This window comes from Streptomyces sp. DvalAA-43 (assembly GCF_900091725.1).
Taxonomy (GTDB): domain Bacteria; phylum Actinomycetota; class Actinomycetes; order Streptomycetales; family Streptomycetaceae; genus Streptomyces; species Streptomyces pulveraceus.
Genome location: NZ_FMBW01000074.1, coordinates 1 through 17,897, shown reverse-complemented (window position 1 = coordinate 17,897; position 17,897 = coordinate 1). Strand labels below are relative to the sequence as shown.

Below are 17,897 nucleotides of genomic sequence, written 5' to 3'. Positions count from 1 at the left end.
TGGACAATGGAGGGTGGCCGTCGGCCCGACCCGAGGAGGCAACACCACATGGCACAACCCGAGCGGAACGGGCAGCAGCGGATGCGCCCCGCGCCCCTGCTCTTCGAACCGTCGGCGGCAGTCGCCGATCCGGAGCACTTCTTCGACCTGGAGTCGATGGACGATCCGAAGGAGCTGCTGTCCCGCGCCACCGAGCTGACCCTGGCGTTCCGGGCCGCGACCGACCGGGCGGTGGAGTTCCAGGCGATCGCCGCCGCCCAGCTCGCCGATCCGCGCCGGTTCGACCGGCTCACCATCGCGGACATCGCGCAGCGCGCGCGGTGGACCGAGGACTATGCCAAGAAGATGGTGGAGTTCGGCCGCAGCCTGCTGGGCGGTTCCACGCCCTGACGGCCGGTACCGGACCGGTCCGGTGCGGCCGTCGTGGGCGCCGGACCACGGCCGTCGCGCGGGTGGCATCGGTCCTGCGGGGCGGGGTGCCCAGGGCCCCGGCGTACCGCCCGGCCCGGCCGGTCCTGACCCCGGGTAGAACCACTGGCATATGCCCGAGCGCAAGATACTCCTCCGCCCCCCGGCCTGTCCCGGTTTCCGGCAACTCTCGGAATCCGTTTGATCACTCCAGGTAGACATGTCGGCATGACCGCATGGCTGCCAGACAACTCGACCCTGCATCACGGCGACGCCCCCCGCTCGCACGACGCCGACGTCTTCGCCGTTCTGCGGAACCAGGCCACGCACCAAACGGCTCAGGTCACGGCGGCCGGTGCCGCCTGGCTCGCCGGCGCGGCCGCGTATCCGCGCAGCACGCTGGCCCAGTGGGAGGCCCACCCCTCCTCGCCCGGTGTGCTGCCGTGCGGATCGGCCTTCGACGTGGTGAATGTGCCCACCCTCTTCGGGCGCCGGATGCTGGAGCACCTGTGGTCCGACGGCCCCGGCTCCGGCCCGGTGGCCACGCACCGCGGGCGGATGCTGCTCTTCGCCTCGCCCGGCACCGCCCAGCGGCTCCCCTCGCTGCTCGACTGGGAGGAGTGGGGCGGCGGGACCGAGCCGCGGGCCGCCATGGGCCCGCAGGGGCGGGGCGACGGTGAGGACGGTGACGGCAGGGTTCCGCCGCTGCTCTGCCACGGCACCGGGGACGCGGTGACCGTCCCGCCCCTGACCTGCGCCCCGGCCGCCCCCGGCCCCCGCTGGCTGGTCGCACCCGACACCCGCAGCCCCTGGCTGCCGGGCCCCGACGTACTGCTCTGGGCCTGTGTGCGGGTGACCAGGTCGGCGCCCTCGTCGGTGGCCCGGAATTCGATTTTTCCTCCCGCCGATCCGGATGCTAATGTCTACGACGTCAGCAGGCGCCGCTAGCTCAGTTGGTTAGAGCAGCTGACTCTTAATCAGCGGGTCCGGGGTTCGAGTCCCTGGCGGCGCACAGACGGAAGAAGCCCCTCGCGGAAGCGGGGGGCTTCTTCGTTTCGGCCGGGGGCCGGGCCTCTTGCGTTGTTTCGGCCGCGGGGCCGGGCCTCTCACGTCCCGGTGGTGATCCGGACCGTCCAGGCGCCCGACGGTTTCCGGTCGGCGACCTCGACCCTGGCGTGCCCGCCGGGGATGCTGTACGTCTCGCCGACCCGCAGCGGGGCGTCCGCGAGCGGGGCGTAGACCGAGCGGTCCCAGCAGGCGTCGGTGCGGGGGTGGGTGTCGAGGACCTCGACCGGGCCGCCGCCGGACGGGGTTCCGTTGCTCACCCGGTAGAGCAGGACTCCTTCGGTGCAGGTCGTGCTGTCGTTGCCGGTGGCACTGCGGGCCTCGATGGCCACGGCGCTGTCCTCGCCGGTCCTGATCACCGCGAGCCGGGTGCCGATGGAGGCCCCGGGCGCGGGTGCGGCGGCCATCGGCTCCAGGGTGATGTCCCGGCTGCGCTGGACGCAGACCACCTGTCTGCGGTCCAGCCAGCCCAGCTTCCACTTGTGCCAGCCGAAGAGGTCGGGTGCGAGCCCGAACTGGCTGCCCATCACGTCCCAGTCGCCGACGTAGGTGTCCCAGTCCCCCTTGCCGTCGGACGGGCGGTGGTAGAGGTCCGGCAGGTCGAAGACGTGCCCGGTCTCGTGGGCCAGCACATTGCGGTCCGGCGGGTGCTGTTCGAAGACGGTGACGACGCGGCGGATGGCCGTGCCGTCGGCGTGCAGCGGCTGGTCGAAGTTGACGACCTTGGTGGCGTCGGAGTCGACGCCCGGGGCGTCCGGATCGGCGACCAGATAGACGATGTCGTACCGGGAGAAGTCGACCTTCGGGTCGGCCACGGCGATGGCGTCGCGGAGATAGGCGCCGCGCCCGTCGTTGTCCCAGTCGCGGTGTATGCCGTACTGGTCGGACGTCCTGGGCATCCTGATCCACTGCCGCATCGGGTGCGGGCGCAGGGTGAACTTCCCGTACGAGGCGCGCTGGAAGAACCGGGTGGTGGCGGGGAAGTGGTCGGCGGCGAGCTCGGCCGGAGTCATCGCGGGGGTGTGGTCCGGGAAGGACAGGAAGATCATGACCGCGTCGAGGGGGTGGTCGGGCCGGGGGTAGGCACTGTTCCAGTCACTCACCCCGAGCGAGTGGTGGGCCTCGGTCCGGGGCAGGGCACAGGGGCCCGCCTCACCGGTGGCGGCCACGGCGGGCCCGGCGACGAGGGAGGTGGCAGCGAGCGCCAGGAGAGAGGTCACGGCGGCACCGACGGCGCGCAGGCTCGGCCTCTCCACTCCCCCGGATCTGTGCTGACGCGGCACAACTACCTCCGGGTGCGAGATGCGGTCACCCACTCACCCTGTGTCGGTCGAGGGCTTCCGTCCTGTTGAGCTGCCCCAGTCGAGTCAGTGATCGATCAGGGCCCCGACCCTCACAGACAGTCACAATCGGTCATCGAGGCCATGCAGAAGAACGCAATCACTCAGAAGTGATCGATTACGGGCAAAACGGATCCCTGCGCGAATGGCCCATGCGGGGCGAACGCGGGGCATGGAAGGGTCGGGCGCTGGAACGGCCGACGCACCAACCTCTATGCTTCACCAGGCTTTCCCGCGCGATTCCCGCCTCCGACCCAGGCGCTCCGCGCGACGGGCCAGTCCGGCCACACCTGTTCAGGACAGAACTGCACGGCGGGAGCGAACGGTGAGCGGAACCCCCGAAGGGCGCGGGCCCACGGCGGGCACACCCCGGCATTCCGCAGGACCGGCGGCCGTGGATCGTCACGCTCCGTGGCCCCCCGCCGAGGCCGGGGGCTCCGAGCCGCACGGCTACCGGGCCGCGTTCCTGGCCGCCACGCTCCCGATGGCCGTGGTCGATCACGAGGGTCTGGTGGTCACCGCCAACGAGGCCCTCGGCACCCTGCTCGGCCTCTCCGCCCCGAGGCTGGCCAACCAGTCCGCGGCCGATCTGCTCGACCTCGCGGCGGACGGCCGCACCTGGCACGCGTACCGCGAGGTGCTGCACGGACGGCGCTCACGGTTCCGCTGCACCCACCGGCTCAAGCACCCCGACGGACGCGCGCTGTGGGCCGAGGTCACCGTCGTACCGATGCCCGAGCGGGCGGCCGGTGCGGACGACGGCCCGGGGCCCGGCCGGGTGCTGCTCTCCGTCTCGGACATCAGCGACCGGCGCGAGCTGCAGAAACGGCTGCGCCACCTCCAGATGCACGACCCGGTGACCCGGCTGCCCAACCGGACGCTGTTCTTCGAACGGCTCTCGGCCGTCCTGGAGACCCCGCCGTACGACGACGGCACCGCCGGGCACGGCCGGGTCGGGCTCTGCTACCTGGACCTGGACGGTTTCAAGGCCGTCAACGACACGATGGGCCACCGGGTCGGCGACCGGCTGCTCGCCGCCGTCGCCGCACGGCTCACCGAGTGCGCCGCCCAGGACGGCCCGCACCGCTCCGGTGCCCCTCTCGTGGCGCGCCTCGGCGGCGACGAGTTCGCCATCCTGGTCGAGGACTCCGCCGGTACGCAGCAGCTCACCGACCTGGCCCGCTCGGTCCTCGCCGCCCTCCAGCAGCCCTTCGACCTGGCCGGGCAGCGGATCTCCGTGTCCGCCTCGATCGGGGTGGTGGAGCGGGCCGTGGCCGGTACCTCGGCCACCGGTCTGATGCAGGCCGCCGACACCACGCTGTACTGGGCGAAGGCGGACGGCAAGGCCCGCTGGACGGTCTTCGACCCGGAGCGCAACGCCCACCGGATGACCCGGCAGACGCTCTCGTCCAATCTGCGGCCCGCCGTGGAGCGCGGCGAGTTCACCATCGAGTACCAGCCGCTGGTCGGCATGGCCGACGGGGTCGTACGCGGGGTGGAGGCCCTGGTCCGCTGGAACCATCCGCAGTTCGGCATGCTCTCGCCGAATCGGTTCGTCGCGATCGCCGAGGAGGACGGCTCGATCGTCCAGCTCGGCCGGTGGGTGCTGCAGTCGGCCTGCCGCCAGGCCCGGCGCTGGCAGCTGGAACACCCCACCGATCCGCCGCTGTTCATCAGCGTCAATGTCGCCGTGCGCCAGGTCTGGGACTCCGATCTGGTCACCGATGTCGCGGAGATCCTCGCCGAGACCGGCCTCGATCCCTCGCTGCTCCAGCTGGAGCTGACCGAGTCCGCGGTGATGGGCTCGGCGGGCCGCCCGATCCAGGCGCTCCAGTCGCTCAGCGAGATGGGTGTGCGGATCGCCATCGACGACTTCGGTACGGGCTACTCCAACCTCGCCTATCTGAGCCGGCTGCCGGTCTCGGTGCTGAAGCTGGACGGCTCCTTCGTACGCGGCTTCCGCTACGACGACGGCGCCCACCCGAGCCCGGCCGACGAGACGATCGTCGAGGCGATGGTGCAGCTGGCGCACCGGCTGGGCCTGACCGTCACCGCGGAGTGCGTGGAGACGGCCGGCCAGGCGGAACGGCTGCGCAGGATCGGCTGCGACACCGGTCAGGGCTGGCTGTACTCGCGCGCGGTGGCCCCGGAGCGGATCGCCGAGCTGATCGGCACCCGCCCGTTACAGGTCTGAGCGGGTCCGAACCGGTCCGTCGCGGCATGGCCGTCCGCACGACGGCCGTGCCGCGGGCCCGGGGTCAGGCGGTGGGCAGCCCGTAGGCGTCCGCGATCAGCTCGTAGCTGCGCAGCCTGGCCTCGCCGCCGTGGGCGTTGGCGGTGATCATGAGCTCGTCGGCGCCGGTGCGCTTGGCCAGGTCGTCGAGGCCGCCGCGGACCGCGTCCGGCGTGCCGTGGACGATGTTGGTGAGCCAGCCGTCGACGAACTCGCGCTCCATGGGGCTGAAGGCGTACGCCTCCGCCTCCTCGGGCGTCGGGACCAGGCCGGGGCGGCCGGTGCGCAGCCGGACCATGGACAGGGCGCCGGAGAGCACCTGGCGGCGGGCCTCGCGCTCGTCGTCGGCGGCCAGGGCCGCGACACCGATCAGGGCGTACGGGGCGTCGAGCACCGCGGACGGGCGGAACGACTCGCGGTACAGGTCGAGCGCCGGGATCGTGTTCTGGGCCGAGAAGTGGTGGGCGAAGGCGAAGGGCAGGCCGAGTACCCCGGCCAGCCGGGCGCTGAAGCCGGAGGAGCCGAGCAGCCAGACCGGCGGGCGGGCCGGCGACTGGACGCCGCCCTCGGCCGTGGCCTGGACGGGGCCGGGGACCGCGTGGATCCGGGCGTAGGGGTGGCCGTCGGGGAAGTCGTCGTCCAGGAACCGGGTCAGCTCGGCGAGCTGCTGCGGGAAGTCGTCGGCCCCTTCGTTCAGCCGGTCGCTGCGGCGCAGGGCGGCCGCCGTCGCGCCGTCGGTGCCGGGGGCGCGGCCGAGGCCGAGGTCGATGCGGCCGGGGGCCATGGCCTCCAGGGTGCCGAACTGTTCCGCGATGACGAGCGGGGCGTGGTTGGGGAGCATCACGCCGCCGGAGCCGAGCCTGATGCGCTCGGTGTGGGCGGCCAGGTGGGCCAGGATCACGGCCGGGGAGGAGGAGGCGACGCCGGGCATGGAGTGGTGCTCGGCGACCCAGTAGCGGTGGAATCCGCGGCGCTCGGCGAGCCGTGCGATGTCCACGCTCGTGCGCAGCGCCTGGGTGGCGGTGCGGCCCTGCCCCACGGTCACCAGGTCGAGTACGGAGAGCGGCACGGTGGCCGTTCCCTCCGCCTTGCCCCGGATCTCGTCGCCTCGAATCTCGTCCACGTCCTGGCCTCTCCGGTGGTGCGCCTGCGTCCGGCTCGTAGGCCCTCAGCGCGTAGCTCGTACGTCCTCAGCGCGTAACAGGAGGTCGTCTCCGTTTTATTCCCGGGCCGCTCCCGCAGGACCTGCCGGCTACTTTCCGGGCCGTCCGTGCCGGCCGCCGTGGGCGCGTTCCCGCCCCGCGCCCCAGGCGCCGACCGGGGCCGGCGGTGCCTCCCGGTCGGCGAAGAGCCTGCCCAGCGCCGGGGACCACGCGCGGCGGCCGGCCAGCCGCAGCCCCTCGCGGACGGTGACCTGGTTCGCGGTGAGGACCGGCTTGCCGAGGAGTTCCTCCAGTTCCGCCTCGTGCCCGGCGGTGTGCAGCGCCGTGTCGGGCAGCAGTACCGCGTCCGCCTCCGGCCGGTCGGCGGCGACGGCGAGTTCCTTCACCCGGCCCAGGTCCCAGGCGGCGGCCTCGGTGGCCGATCCGAGCGGCTCGGCACGGGTGCCGGCCACCTCGATGCCCCCGGCGCGCAGGAAGTCGGCGAACAGGCCGGTGAGGCGCTCGGGGTAGGTGGAGGCGACGGCGACCCGTACGGCGTCCAGCTCCCGTACCGCGTGGACGAAGCCGAGCGCGGTGCTGGAGGCGGGCACGCCGACCGCCCGCGCCAGGGCGGCGGTCTGTTCATGGGCACCCTCCCAGCCGTACAGGAAACTGCCGCCGCCGCTCGCCCAGACGACGGACTCGACACCGGCGCGCTGGAGCTCCTCCACTCCGGCGGCCAGGCGCTCGGGCGCGCCGGTACGCGTCAGCGCGTCGGCCGTGTAGGCGTCGTCGTCGACATCGGTGCGGTGCACGACCAGCCTGACGGCGTCGAGCAGGATCTCCATCCGCGGGAAGTCGTCCTCCGCGCGATGGCCCGGGTAGAGAATTCCGACGGTCGTCATGTCACCCTTCCCGTTCCGTCCGGGGCGCGGCGGATCGGCCCGCGCCCGTACATCCCGTTCCTTACCAGTATTCCCCCATATGACATGAGTCCCGCGGTGCCCTGTTGACGGGTCCGGGCCCGAGTGCGAGCGTGGTCAATCCGCACATCCCAGAGGCAGCGGAGCGACGGTCCCTCATGTCAGTGCCCACCCTGCTCGTGCTGGACACCGACCCGTCGCCCCGGCTCGGCCGGCTGACCGGCCGGGCCCGGATCCGGTACACGGACGGGGCCGGACTCGCCGCACGGCTCCCGACGGCCGATGTGCTGCTGGTGTGGGACTTCACCTCCGACGCGGTACGGGCCGCCTGGCCCGGCGACGGACCGCGCCCGGCCTGGGTGCACACGGCGAGCGCGGGTGTGGACCGGCTGCTCTGCCCGGAGCTGACGGCCTCCGGCACGGTGGTGACCAACGCCCGGGGCATCTTCGAGCGGCCGATCGCCGAGTACGTGACCGGTCTGGTGCTGGCGTTCGCCAAGGATCTCCCCGGCACGCTGGAGCTCCAGCGGCGGCGACAGTGGCGCCACCGCGAGACCATCCGGCTCGCGGGCAGCCGCGCGGTGGTCGTCGGCGCGGGCCCGATCGGGCGGGAGATCACCAGACTGCTGATCGCGCTGGGCGTCCAGGTGGCGCTCGTGGGGCGCACGGCGCGGCGCACCATCCACGGCACCGAGGACCTGGACCGGCTGACCGCCCTGGCCGACTGGGTGATCTGCGCGGCTCCGCTGACCGAGTCGACCCGCGCCATGTTCGACGCCCGGTTCTTCGGGCTGATGCAGCCGTCGGCCCGCTTCATCAACGTGGGGCGCGGACCGATGGTCGTCGAGGACGATCTGGCCGAGGCCCTGCGCAGGCGCTGGATCGCGGGAGCGGCACTCGACGTCTTCGAGCGGGAACCGCTGGGGCCAAAGAGCCCGCTCTGGGACGTACCGGATCTGATCGTGTCCCCGCACATGAGCGGCGACACCGCGGGCTGGCGGGACCGGCTGAGCGAGCAGTTCGTGGCGATGTACGAACTCTGGGCGGCCGGGGAGCCGTTGCCCAACGTGGTGGACAAGCAACGGGGTTACGTCCCCGTGCGGGAGCCGGGCGAATGAAGTGAGCTGACCTGGTCCGGTCCGCCGGCCACCGCTCCCGGCGCATGACTGGCCGTCATGAAGCTTTGCGCACTGGGTAGTAGGCCCCGCGCACCGGGCCTCGCCGCGCCCCCGGACGGGACACGGGAAGGTCACCTTCCGGACACCGTTCGGTCACATGCGGCCGTCTCCTGCATAGACGTACCGGATCGGGCAGGCGCTCACCCTGTCCGGACTGTTCGACCCCTCCAGGAGACTGCGAACCATGGCTGACTTCCCGAATCTGTCCCGCCGGGGCTTTCTGAACCGATCGGCAGCCGTGGGCGGCCTGCTCGTCGTTCCCGGTCTGCTCTCCGCGTGCAGCAAGACCGACGCCGGTTCCGCGGACGGGGCGGGGGCGCTCGACAAGCTCCGCAAGCAGGGCTTCGTCCGGGTCGCGTACGCCAATGAGGCCCCGTACGGCTACCTGGAGGGCAAGCAGCTCAAGGGCGAGGCGCCCACCCTGCACCGGGAGATCTTCAAGGCGCTCGGCGTCGACGAGCTGAAGCCCACGCTCTCCGAGTGGGACGGTCTGATCCCCGGACTCCAGGCGGGCAAGTACGACGTGGTCAGCGCCGGAATGGCGATCACGCCCGAGCGCTGCGCCAACGCCCTCTTCTCCGAACCGGAGTTCATCTCCCCCACCGCCCTGATGGTCAGGAAGGGCAACCCGAAGAAGGTCACCGACCTGGCGTCCGCGAAGGCCGCCGGGATCACCGTCGGGGTGATGTCGGGCGCCGTCGAGGCCAGGTACGCCCAGGGCGCCGGCATCCCCGAGGGCCGGATCAAGACGCTGCAGAAGCCGCAGGACGGCGCCGACGCGGTCAAGGGCGGCCGGATCGACGCGTTCCTGCTCACCGGGATCTCGCTGCGCTGGCTGGCGAAGACGAATCCGGACACCGAGGTCACCGACGCCTTCCTGCCGGAGCTGGACGGCACGAAGCAGTACAGCCCCGGCGGCGCCGTCTTCCGCAAGGGCAACGAGGACCTGCGGGACGCCTTCAACCGCGAGCTGAAGAAGATCGTCGCGGACCGGTCGCGCTATGTCGGCCTGCTCCAGGAGTACGGCTTCGGGGCCTCCGAACTCCCCCCGGCCACCTTGAAGACGGCCGATCTGTGCAAGGGCTGACAGGGACGGACCGCGCCGCATGAGTGATTTCTTCTCCGCCTTCCTCGACGATCTGCCGCAGTTGCGCTCCGGGCTGTGGGTGACCCTCCAGGCCACCGTCCTGGGCGCGCTGGCCGCCCTGCTCCTGTCGTTCGCCCTCGGCCTGATGTCGGTCGGCCGGCTGCTGGTGCTGCGCGGGGTGTCGCGCGTGGTCGTGGAGTTCTTCCGCGGCACCTCGCTCTACATCCAGCTGTTCTGGCTCTACTACGCGATGCCGACCCTGACGGGGTACGAGCTGGACCCGCTGCTCTGCGGTGTCGTCGCCTTCGGTCTCAACTACGGCGCGTACGGCGCCGAGGTGGTGCGCGGGGCGATCGGTTCCGTGCCGCGCGGCCAGTACGAGGCGGCCGTCGCGCTGAACATGTCGCCGCTGCACCGGATGCGCAAGGTGATCCTTCCGCAGGCCTGGGTGCAGATGATCCCGTCCTTCACCAATCTGCTGATCCAGCTGCTGAAGTGCACCCCGCTGCTGTGGCTGATCTCCGCGGCCGACCTGATGACCGTGGTCCAGCAGCTGCGCGACCGCACCGGTGAGACGCTCGCCGCGTATCTGACCCTGCTGGTCATCTACTTCGTGCTGGCCTACGCGCTGACCCTGCTGATGAATCTGCTGGAGCGGAGCGCCAAGCGGCGGCTCGGGCTGCACACCGGCGCGGGTTCGCTGCTGCGCAGCCGCAGCGCCACCGAGGCCGTCGCCTCGCCGGCGGGAGGTGCCCGGTGAACGGCTTCGACTGGAACGCCGCCGGGGACGCCCTCCCCCTGCTGCTCAAGGGTTTCGAGGTCACCCTGCTCGCGACCGTTCTCGGCACGCTGGTCGCCGCCGTCCTGGGGCTGGCCATCGCGGTCGCCGGACGTGCCCCGAGCAGGTGGGTGACGGTGCCGGTGCGGGTCGTGATGGAGTTCATCCGGTCCACCCCGCTGCTCGTCCAACTGGTCGGCGCGGCCGCCCTGTTCAGCTCGGTGGAGCCGCTGACCATCGGCATCGTGGTGCTGGGTGTCCACTACGCCACGTACACCTCCGAGGTGTACCGCGCCGGGATCGACGGGGTGCCGAAGGGCCAGTGGGAGGCCTGCCGGGCGCTCTCGCTCGGCCCGCGGCGGACCTGGCAGGCCGTGATCCTGCCGCAGGCGGTGCGCAATGTGCTGCCCGCGCTCGGCAACTACGCGATCTCGATGTTCAAGGAGACCCCGTTCCTCGCCGTGATCACGGTGCAGGAAATGGTCTTCGAGGCCCGTAAGTACGGCGCCGACCACTTCGCGTACACCGAGGCATTCACGCTCGCCGGCCTGGTCTTCCTGGTCGCGAGCTACCCCACCTCGCTCCTTATGAGAAAGCTGGAGAAGCGTCTTGGCCACTGAACCCCTCCCCCTGCAGAAGCCGGCGGCAGCGGCCCCCCGGGACGCCGTGCCGGCCACCGCGCCCCGGGCCGCGCCGGAGACCGGCCCGCCGCTGGTCCGCTTCGACGACGTCGTCAAGCGGTACGGCGACCACGTCGTCCTCGACCGGCTGAACTTCTCGGTGCGGCGCGGCGAGCACGTCACCCTGATCGGTCCCAGCGGTTCCGGCAAGACCACCATCCTGCGGCTGCTGATGACCCTGGAGAAGGTCAGCGACGGCGTGATCTGGGTGGACGGCAGCCCGCTGTCCCACGTCGCGGCGCCCGACGGATCGCTGAAGCCCGCGAGCGAGAAGCATCTGCGCGAGGCCCGGAAGAAGATCGGCATGGTCTTCCAGCAGTTCAACCTCTTCCCGAACATGAACGTGCTGCGGAACATCACCGAGGCCCCGGTCAACGTACTGGGCATGGACCGCGCCGAAGCGGAGGACCGGGCCCGCGAACTGCTCGACCTGGTGGGGCTCTCGGGGAAGATCGACGCGCATCCGTCCCAGCTCTCCGGCGGTCAGCAGCAGCGGGTGGCGATCGCCCGCGCGCTGGCGATGCGGCCGGAGATCCTGCTGCTGGACGAGGTGACGTCGGCGCTCGACCCGGAGCTGGTGGCGGGCGTGCTGGATCTGCTGAGCGACATCGCCAGGAACACCGACATCACCATGGTCTGTGTGACCCACGAGATGAACTTCGCCCGGGACGTCTCGAAGAAGGTACTGATGTTCGATGCAGGACACGTGGTCGAATCCGGGCCGCCGGAGAAAATCTTCTCGGATCCGGAGCACGAACGTACCCGCGCGTTCCTCGACGCAGTGCTGTGACCTCGCCACTCACCGAACGACAGTGACTTTGGCATATGCCGGACGGATGCGCCCCAGCTCACGACGCCGGGGCGCTCCGCCGAGTCGTCAACAGCCGCCCCCGCAAGGGGCCTTGGCGGCTATCGTGAGGACAGAGCTTGCGGTCACAACCTGGCAGGGGGAAACCGTGGCATTGAAGCCCGAGCCGACCGCACCGTTCCCTTCGGTGCAGTACGCCCTTCGCGTTCTCGAAACGGTCTCCAAGCACGGCGACGGCGTGACGGGCACCCAGATCTCCCGGGAGACGGGGCTGCCCGCCGGGCATCTCACCCCGCTGCTGCTGACCCTGCGCCGCGAGGGCTACGTCGAGCAGGTCACCGACGGCGCGTACGTCGTCGGCTCCTCGCTCCTGCTCATCGGTTCCGGGCCGGCCCGCAGACAGGCCCTGGAGACCAGGCTCCAGCGGATACTGGCGCAGCTGCGCGATTCGGTCGGCGCGGCGGTCTACATCAGCCGGTACGTCGACGGCGAGATCCGGATCACGCAGTACGCCGACGGCCCGCACACCCCCGCGGTCAACGAGTGGGTGGACTTCCGGTCCTCCGCGCACGCCTCGGCGGTCGGCAAGTGCCTGCTGGCCCAGCTCGACCAGAACGGCCGCCGCGACCACATCTCCCGCCACAAGACGCCCCGGCTCACCTCGCGGACGATCACCAACGAGAAGGTGCTCCTCTCCAAGCTGGACAGCCAGCCCGCGACGGTCCCGGTGCTCGACCTCCAGGAGTACGCGGTCGGCACGGTGTGCGCGGCGGTGCCGCTGACGGCCGGGGCATCGGCGGGCTGTCTGGCACTGTCGCTTCCGGTCGAGGACGCGCACCGGCTGCGCGCGGCGGCGGAGACGCTGAACCGGCGGGCGGCGCCGGTCCTCCTGTCGATGGCGCTCTAAGGGTCCCGTTCCGGACGGGCCTCCCCGGGCCCCGTCCGGCGGGGGTGTCATCAGCACCCCTCGGGAGCAGGTATTATTTTCGAGTCAGCAGGCGCCGCTAGCTCAGTTGGTTAGAGCAGCTGACTCTTAATCAGCGGGTCCGGGGTTCGAGTCCCTGGCGGCGCACAGACAACGCACTGGGCGGTTCACGTACACACGTGAACCGCCCAGTGCGTTTTTCGCTGCCCTCGGAGATGTACGAACGTCTTACACGTCCGTACGTTTTATACATGCGTACTAGACAAGTGTTTTAAACGCCCGTACATTCCTTGGCATGACGAACGCAACGAGCACCACCGCCGAGCGCGGCCACCTCGCCGGTCGCCGGGAATGGACCGCCTTCGTGGTCCTCCTGCTCCCCCTCCTCCTCGTCTCGATGGACATCTCCGTCCTCTTCTTCGCGATCCCGGCCATCGACCGGGACCTCGCCCCCAGCGCCACCCAGCAGCTCTGGATCTTCGATGTGTACGCCTTCGCCCTGGCCGGCCTGCTCATCACGATGGGCTCGCTCGGCGACCGGATCGGCCGTCGCAAGCTGCTGCTCCTGGGCGCGGTCGCCTTCAGTGCCGCGTCCGTCGCCGCCGCGTACGCCACCAGCCCCGAGATGCTGATCGCGGCCCGCGCCCTGCTCGGGATCGGCGGGGCGACGCTGATGCCGTCGACCATGGGGCTGGTGCGGAACATGTTCCGCGACGAGCGGCAGCGCGGCCGGGCCGTGGGGATCTGGTCGGGGGCCATGGCGGGCGGGATCGCGCTCGGTTCGGTGCTCAGCGGGCTCATGCTGGAGCACTTCTGGTGGGGCTCGGTCTTCCTGATCAATGTGCCGGCGATGGTGCTGCTGCTGGTCCTGGTGCCGGTGCTGGTCCCGGAGTTCAAGGACCCGGAGCCCGGCCGGTTCGACTTCCTCAGCGTGCCGCTGTCGATGGGGTCCGCGCTGCCGGTCATCTACGGCATCAAGGAGAGCGCCGCCCACGGGCTCGGCCTGCGCAACGGCCTGATCATCGCGGCCGGGCTGCTGATCGGCCGGCTCTTCGTCCGGCGCCAGCGCCGCCACGCCGACGCGATGATCAGCCGGGAGCTCTTCCGCGACCGCGGCTTCTCGGTGGGGATCGGGCTGAACGCACTGGCCGCGTTCGCGATGATGGGCTCCTCGTTCTTCACCACGCAGTACCTCCAGTCGGTGCTCGGCATGGGCACGATGGAGGCCGCGCTGTGGAGCCTGGCGCCGTCGCTGGCGGTGGGCGCCGCGGCCCCGACGGCCACGGCGATCGCCCAGCGGACCGACCGTGTGCGAGTGATCTGCGCCGGCTTCGTCATCGCCGCCGCCGGTTTCGCCGTCCTCGCCCTGACCGGTACGGATTCCTTGGCGCTGCTGCTCACCGGCTGCGCCGTGATGAGCTGCGGCATCGTCACCGTGATGGCGCTCGTCTCGGACCTGGCGCTGTCCACGGCCCCGCCGGAGAAGGCCGGTACGGCGGCCTCGCTGCTGGAGACCGGCCAGGAGTTCGGCGGTGCGACGGGGATGGCCCTGCTGGGTGCGGTGGCCACCGCGATCTACACCGCGGACATGCCGGACTCCGCTCCCGAGGCCGCCCGCAAGACCCTCGCCGGAGCGGTGGCCACGGGCGACGGTTCGCTGATCCCGGTCGGGCGGGAGGCCTTCGTGCACAGCATGCAGTACGCCTCGGTGGCGGGGGCCGCGCTGCTGCTGGTGGGCGCGGTGCTGGCCGCGGCGCTGCTGCGGCGGTCCGCGAAAGCGGGCGCGGGCACGGCGGCGGCCGCCGTGCGGGAGGAGATGGCCCTGACGGACTAGTGCGGGTACGCCGTTCCGTCCTCGCTCGCCGGCCGGGCCCGGATTCCGGGCCCGTCCGGCAGTTGCGTCCCCCGCTCCTCGTACTCGCCCAGCAGGGCCGCCAGCCGCTCGCCCCCGAGGGGCGCGTAGCCGCCGTCCGGATCCCGCCGCCACACGGGATCACCGCACCAGAACCCCTCCCGGCGCAGCCCCACCCGGTGCACCTTGTTCGTCGCCGTCACCGGCATCCCCGGGACGATCCGTACGAAGGCGGGGGCCATCTTCGTGCCCAGGTCCGTCTGGGCCGCGAGGAACGCGGTGAAGGCGGCCGGGTCGAAGGCGGCCCCCGCCCGCATGGCCAGCGCCGCCATCACCTGGTCCCCGGCGACCGGGTCCGGCACCGCGTACACCGCCACGGCCGCCGCCTCCGCCCAGCGGGCCAGGATGTTCTCGATCACCGCGGCGGCCAGGTTCTCGCTGTCCACCCGCAGCCGGTCGTCGGTGCGGCCCGCGAAGTAGAGGAAGCCCTCGGCGTCGCGGAAGAAGAGGTCCCCGGTCCAGTACCAGCCGCCGCGCACCCGCTCGGCCTCCGCCGCCGCGTTGCGCCAGTAGCCCTCGAAGGGGGTGCGCCCCCGGTTGACCAGCTCCCCGATCGCCTCGGCCCCGTTGGTCAGCCGGCCCGCCGCGTCGAAGACCGCGGCGGTGCGCTCCTCGCCGGTCTCGGGGTCCACGACCGCGAGATCGTCGCCCGCCGACGCCCTCCCGATCGCCCGCGCCGGGGTGTCCCCGGTCCGCTGGATCGCCGCGCCGCCCTCGGAGGAGCCGTAGCCCTCGACCAGCCGCACCCCGAACCGCTCCCGGAACCGGGCCGCGTCCACCGCACCGGCCTCGGTGCCGAAGCCGAGCCGGAGCGGGTGCTCGCGGTCGTCCGGGCGCTCCGGGGTGGCCAGCAGGTACTGCACGGCGCGGCCGACATAGGTGAAGTAGGTCGCCCCGTGCGCCCGTACGTCGTCGAGGAATCCGGAGGCCGAGAAGCGGCGGCGCAGCGCGACGGCGGCCCCGCCGGCCAGTGCGGGCGCCCAGTCGGCGATCACCGCGTTGCCGTGGAACATCGGCATGCAGATGTAGTGGACGTCCTCGCGCCGGACGCCGAAGTGGTCGACGAGCGACCGTCCGGCCGCCGCCAGCCGCCCCTGGGTGCAGATCGCGGCCTTGGGCGCGCCCGTCGATCCGGAGGTGAAGTAGAGCAGCATCCTGGTCGCGGGTCCGATGCCCGGCCGGACCGTGTCGCCCGGCTCGGCCCCGGCGTACGGGGCGAGGAGGGCGGCGTACGCGTCGGTGTCGGTCACCAGCATCCGGACGCCTGGCAGGTCCAGGCCGTCGAGCAGCGGCAGATGGGCGCGTTCGGTGACCAGGACCCGGCAGTCGGTGTGCAGGATGTCGCGGGCCAGCTCGGCGCCGCGCCTGGTGGGGTTGATACCGGCCACGGCGGCCCCGGCCAGGGCCGCCGCGCTCAACCAGAGAGGAAATTCAGGGGTGTTGTCCAGCAGCACCCCGAGGTGCGGTTCGCCGCCCGCCGACAGCAGATCCGCCAGGAGCGCGGCCCGTGCGGCAGCGCCGGAGGCGACCTGGTGATGAGTGAGGACGGTGTCCCGATGTCTCAGTCCGGGCCGGTGGTCGCCCCATTGGCGCTGTACGAGCTCCGCTACGGTGCCTGCGCTCCTCATGGCGCCGCACGGTAACTGACTATGCGTCAGAACTGAACATCGGAGCAGGCGTAGAACGCGTTCCCGGTGTCAGCGATGTTCCAGACGCTCAGGATGATGTGCTTCCCGCTCTTCTGGGTGGGGATGGTGCCCTGCTGGGTCAGGGTCGCGGGCGGCTGCTTGCCGCCGTACGGCACCGTCATGAAGGGCTGCGATTCCAGGGCGGCCCTGGTGAGCGGCTTGGTGGGGTCCCAGCCGTCCTTGGTGATGTAGTAGCGGAAGTCCGTCGTCGCGTGGCGCGCGGTGAACTGCCAGCGGAAGTTGAAGCCCTGGCCGCCGGTGACCTGGGTGGCGGGCCAGTTGCCGCCGCGCGGGTCGTCGAGCTGGGCGAACTCGCCATGACCGCCGGAGCAGATCGCGCCGTCGGCCGGACCCGCCGCCGGGAAGCCCTTCGGGCCCTCGACGCTCTGCGGCTCCCACTGGATGTTGCCGCAGCCCGTCACGGTGCCGTTGGCACAGAGCTTCTGACGGCTGATGGGGTTGTCGGTGTAGCCGTGGCTGCTGGCACTGCTCGTCGCGAACATCGAGACGCCCGCGATGGCCAGGCCGACCACGGCCGCGCTTGCCCTTTTACGCATTGCTGTCGCTCCTCAAGAACGTGGGGGAGGTTCCATGAGCCGTGCTGCACGCGTGTCCTGCGGTCTAGACCAAGACTTAGATTATTGACGGAATATGAACATGTCCAGACCAATGAGAACTGGATTCCGCTTGACCGGACCGGCTGCCCCGTGCGTCCCTCAGGCCCCCTCACCGCCGCTGCGTCCGGTGTAGAAGGCCACCGTCAAGTCCTTGACCAGGGCCTTCCGTTCGTAGTCGTCCAGCTCCACGAGGCCCCGCGCGGTCAGCCGGTTGACCGTGTCGTCGACCGCGTCGACCACCGAAGTCAAGACGCTGTCACGGTGTTTGGCGTCGATGGCCGCGATCCGGCGGCGCTGCATCGCCGCGGCGACCTCCGGCGCGTACTCGATACCGGTCGGCTGCGCCGAGTACACCTCGATGCCGACGGGCTCGCAGTCCGCCTTCAGCATCCGGGTCAGCGCGTCGCCGACCGCCTCGGCGTTGCGCAGGGTGTGCGCGTCCTCGTGGAAGGCGTCGGCGGGCAGCTGCGAGAGCACCCGGGCCATCGCCGCCTCGACCTGCTCGCGCAGATACTCCTCGTGGTCGGCGACCCCGAGCGCCGCCCGCACCGTGTCCTCGATCCGCCACACCACGAGGACGACGACGCGCAGCGCCGTACCGTTGGCGTCCACGGCGGGGAGCGGTTCGCTGCGCCAGTGCCGCAGCCGTACGTCGATCCGGCGGCGCAGCAGCAGCGGGCTGATCCACATCAGCCCGGTACGCCGCACGCTTCCCCGGTACTCGCCGAACAGCGTCAGCACCCAGGCGTACCCCACGCGTCCGCGGCTCAGGCCACCGAGCGCGAAGAGCACCAGCGACATCAGCGCGGCGAACGCCGCCCAGGCACCGATCCCGATCCCGTCGTACGGGCGGGAGCCGATCCCGAACCGGGCGAGCGCGGCGGCGGGCAGCGCGCCGATCCACCAGAGCACGACGCCGCCCCCGGCGACCCCGGCCGCCACGGTGAACAGCGCCAGCCAGCCGGGAAGCGCGGGCCCCGGCCGCTCGGCGAGGCGTGGATCACCCACCGGCGCCGGACGCGTCGGGGGCCGCACCTGCGGCCCCCTCGGCAGGGGCGGCCGCCGCACCCCCACCGGCGGGCGGCCGCCGGCGGCTCCCCGCCCCTGCGCGCC

At 71.7% G+C, this 17,897-nt stretch carries 16 protein-coding genes and 2 tRNA genes; 12 read left to right on the top strand and 6 right to left on the bottom strand.

Annotated features, from left to right (window positions below):
* Positions 1-48: 48 nt before the first annotated feature.
* From GA0115234_RS31325 to GA0115234_RS31315, 3 genes are all read left to right on the top strand, one after another.
* Complete coding sequence (locus tag GA0115234_RS31325; protein ID WP_093548473.1) at positions 49-390, top strand: hypothetical protein; 342 nt, start codon at positions 49-51, stop codon at positions 388-390.
* Positions 391-636: 246 nt separating this feature from the next.
* The gene (locus tag GA0115234_RS31320) at positions 637-1,356 is read left to right on the top strand and encodes a hypothetical protein (RefSeq protein WP_093548472.1); all 720 of its coding nucleotides are present in this window, start codon (positions 637-639) and stop codon (positions 1,354-1,356) included.
* Positions 1,347-1,420 (top strand) — tRNA-Lys (locus GA0115234_RS31315). Before GA0115234_RS31320 ends, GA0115234_RS31315 begins: the two co-directional genes overlap by 10 nt.
* Before the next feature lie 94 nt (positions 1,421-1,514).
* On the opposite strand, the gene GA0115234_RS31310 is transcribed toward GA0115234_RS31315, so the two are convergent.
* A complete protein-coding gene (locus GA0115234_RS31310) occupies positions 1,515-2,729 on the bottom strand; it encodes a M6 family metalloprotease domain-containing protein (RefSeq protein WP_176729325.1) in 1,215 nt (404 codons plus the stop codon).
* Positions 2,730-3,207: 478 nt separating this feature from the next.
* Between GA0115234_RS31310 and GA0115234_RS31305 the strand changes: the two genes are divergently transcribed.
* Complete coding sequence (locus GA0115234_RS31305) at positions 3,208-5,007, top strand: putative bifunctional diguanylate cyclase/phosphodiesterase (RefSeq protein WP_256088871.1); 1,800 nt, start codon at positions 3,208-3,210, stop codon at positions 5,005-5,007.
* Positions 5,008-5,071: 64 nt separating this feature from the next.
* Here GA0115234_RS31305 and GA0115234_RS31300 read toward each other — a convergent pair whose 3' ends face one another.
* Positions 5,072-6,169: an LLM class flavin-dependent oxidoreductase gene (locus tag GA0115234_RS31300; RefSeq protein ID WP_093548466.1), complete on the bottom strand. Its 1,098-nt coding sequence runs from the start codon at positions 6,167-6,169 to the stop codon at positions 5,072-5,074.
* Between the two features lie 129 nt (positions 6,170-6,298).
* A complete protein-coding gene (locus tag GA0115234_RS31295) occupies positions 6,299-7,093 on the bottom strand; it encodes a maleate cis-trans isomerase family protein (RefSeq protein ID WP_093548464.1) in 795 nt (264 codons plus the stop codon).
* A gap of 176 nt (positions 7,094-7,269) precedes the next feature.
* Here GA0115234_RS31295 and GA0115234_RS31290 point away from each other — a divergent pair, with 176 nt between their 5' ends.
* The 8 genes from GA0115234_RS31290 (at position 7,270) to GA0115234_RS31255 (ending at position 14,401) form a co-directional block, all read left to right on the top strand.
* Entirely contained in the window at positions 7,270-8,229 is a 960-nt protein-coding gene (locus GA0115234_RS31290) for a D-2-hydroxyacid dehydrogenase (RefSeq protein WP_093548462.1), read from the top strand.
* Between the two features lie 244 nt (positions 8,230-8,473).
* On the top strand, positions 8,474-9,376 hold the full coding sequence (gene ehuB / locus GA0115234_RS31285) for an ectoine/hydroxyectoine ABC transporter substrate-binding protein EhuB (protein WP_093548460.1): 903 nt from the start codon (positions 8,474-8,476) through the stop codon (positions 9,374-9,376).
* A gap of 19 nt (positions 9,377-9,395) precedes the next feature.
* Positions 9,396-10,136, top strand: a complete 741-nt coding sequence (gene ehuC, locus GA0115234_RS31280) for an ectoine/hydroxyectoine ABC transporter permease subunit EhuC (RefSeq protein WP_093548458.1) — start codon at positions 9,396-9,398, stop codon at positions 10,134-10,136.
* On the top strand, positions 10,133-10,774 hold the full coding sequence (gene ehuD, locus GA0115234_RS31275) for an ectoine/hydroxyectoine ABC transporter permease subunit EhuD (RefSeq protein ID WP_093548456.1): 642 nt from the start codon (positions 10,133-10,135) through the stop codon (positions 10,772-10,774). Before ehuC ends, ehuD begins: the two co-directional genes overlap by 4 nt.
* Positions 10,764-11,624 carry an ectoine/hydroxyectoine ABC transporter ATP-binding protein EhuA gene (gene ehuA / locus GA0115234_RS31270; RefSeq protein WP_093548454.1) on the top strand — a complete coding sequence of 287 codons (861 nt, stop codon included), beginning with the start codon at positions 10,764-10,766 and terminating at the stop codon, positions 11,622-11,624. The genes ehuD and ehuA overlap by 11 nt, the downstream gene beginning before the upstream one ends.
* 166 nt (positions 11,625-11,790) lie before the next feature.
* Positions 11,791-12,549, top strand: a complete 759-nt coding sequence (locus GA0115234_RS31265; RefSeq protein WP_093548452.1) for an IclR family transcriptional regulator — start codon at positions 11,791-11,793, stop codon at positions 12,547-12,549.
* Positions 12,550-12,640: 91 nt separating this feature from the next.
* Positions 12,641-12,714 (top strand) — tRNA-Lys (locus GA0115234_RS31260).
* Between the two features lie 148 nt (positions 12,715-12,862).
* Positions 12,863-14,401 (top strand): MFS transporter, encoded by a 1,539-nt coding sequence (locus GA0115234_RS31255; protein WP_093548450.1) that lies wholly within the window; start codon positions 12,863-12,865, stop codon positions 14,399-14,401.
* Here GA0115234_RS31255 and GA0115234_RS31250 read toward each other — a convergent pair.
* The 3 genes from GA0115234_RS31250 to GA0115234_RS31240 form a co-directional block, all read right to left on the bottom strand.
* On the bottom strand, positions 14,398-16,107 hold the full coding sequence (locus GA0115234_RS31250) for an AMP-binding protein (protein ID WP_093548449.1): 1,710 nt from the start codon (positions 16,105-16,107) through the stop codon (positions 14,398-14,400). The genes GA0115234_RS31255 and GA0115234_RS31250 overlap by 4 nt on opposite strands.
* Before the next feature lie 26 nt (positions 16,108-16,133).
* Entirely contained in the window at positions 16,134-16,724 is a 591-nt protein-coding gene (locus GA0115234_RS31245) for a lytic polysaccharide monooxygenase auxiliary activity family 9 protein (protein ID WP_093548447.1), read from the bottom strand.
* A gap of 159 nt (positions 16,725-16,883) precedes the next feature.
* The coding region (locus tag GA0115234_RS31240; RefSeq protein ID WP_141718507.1) for an SPFH domain-containing protein at positions 16,884-17,897 on the bottom strand (1,014 nt) is incomplete at its 5' end.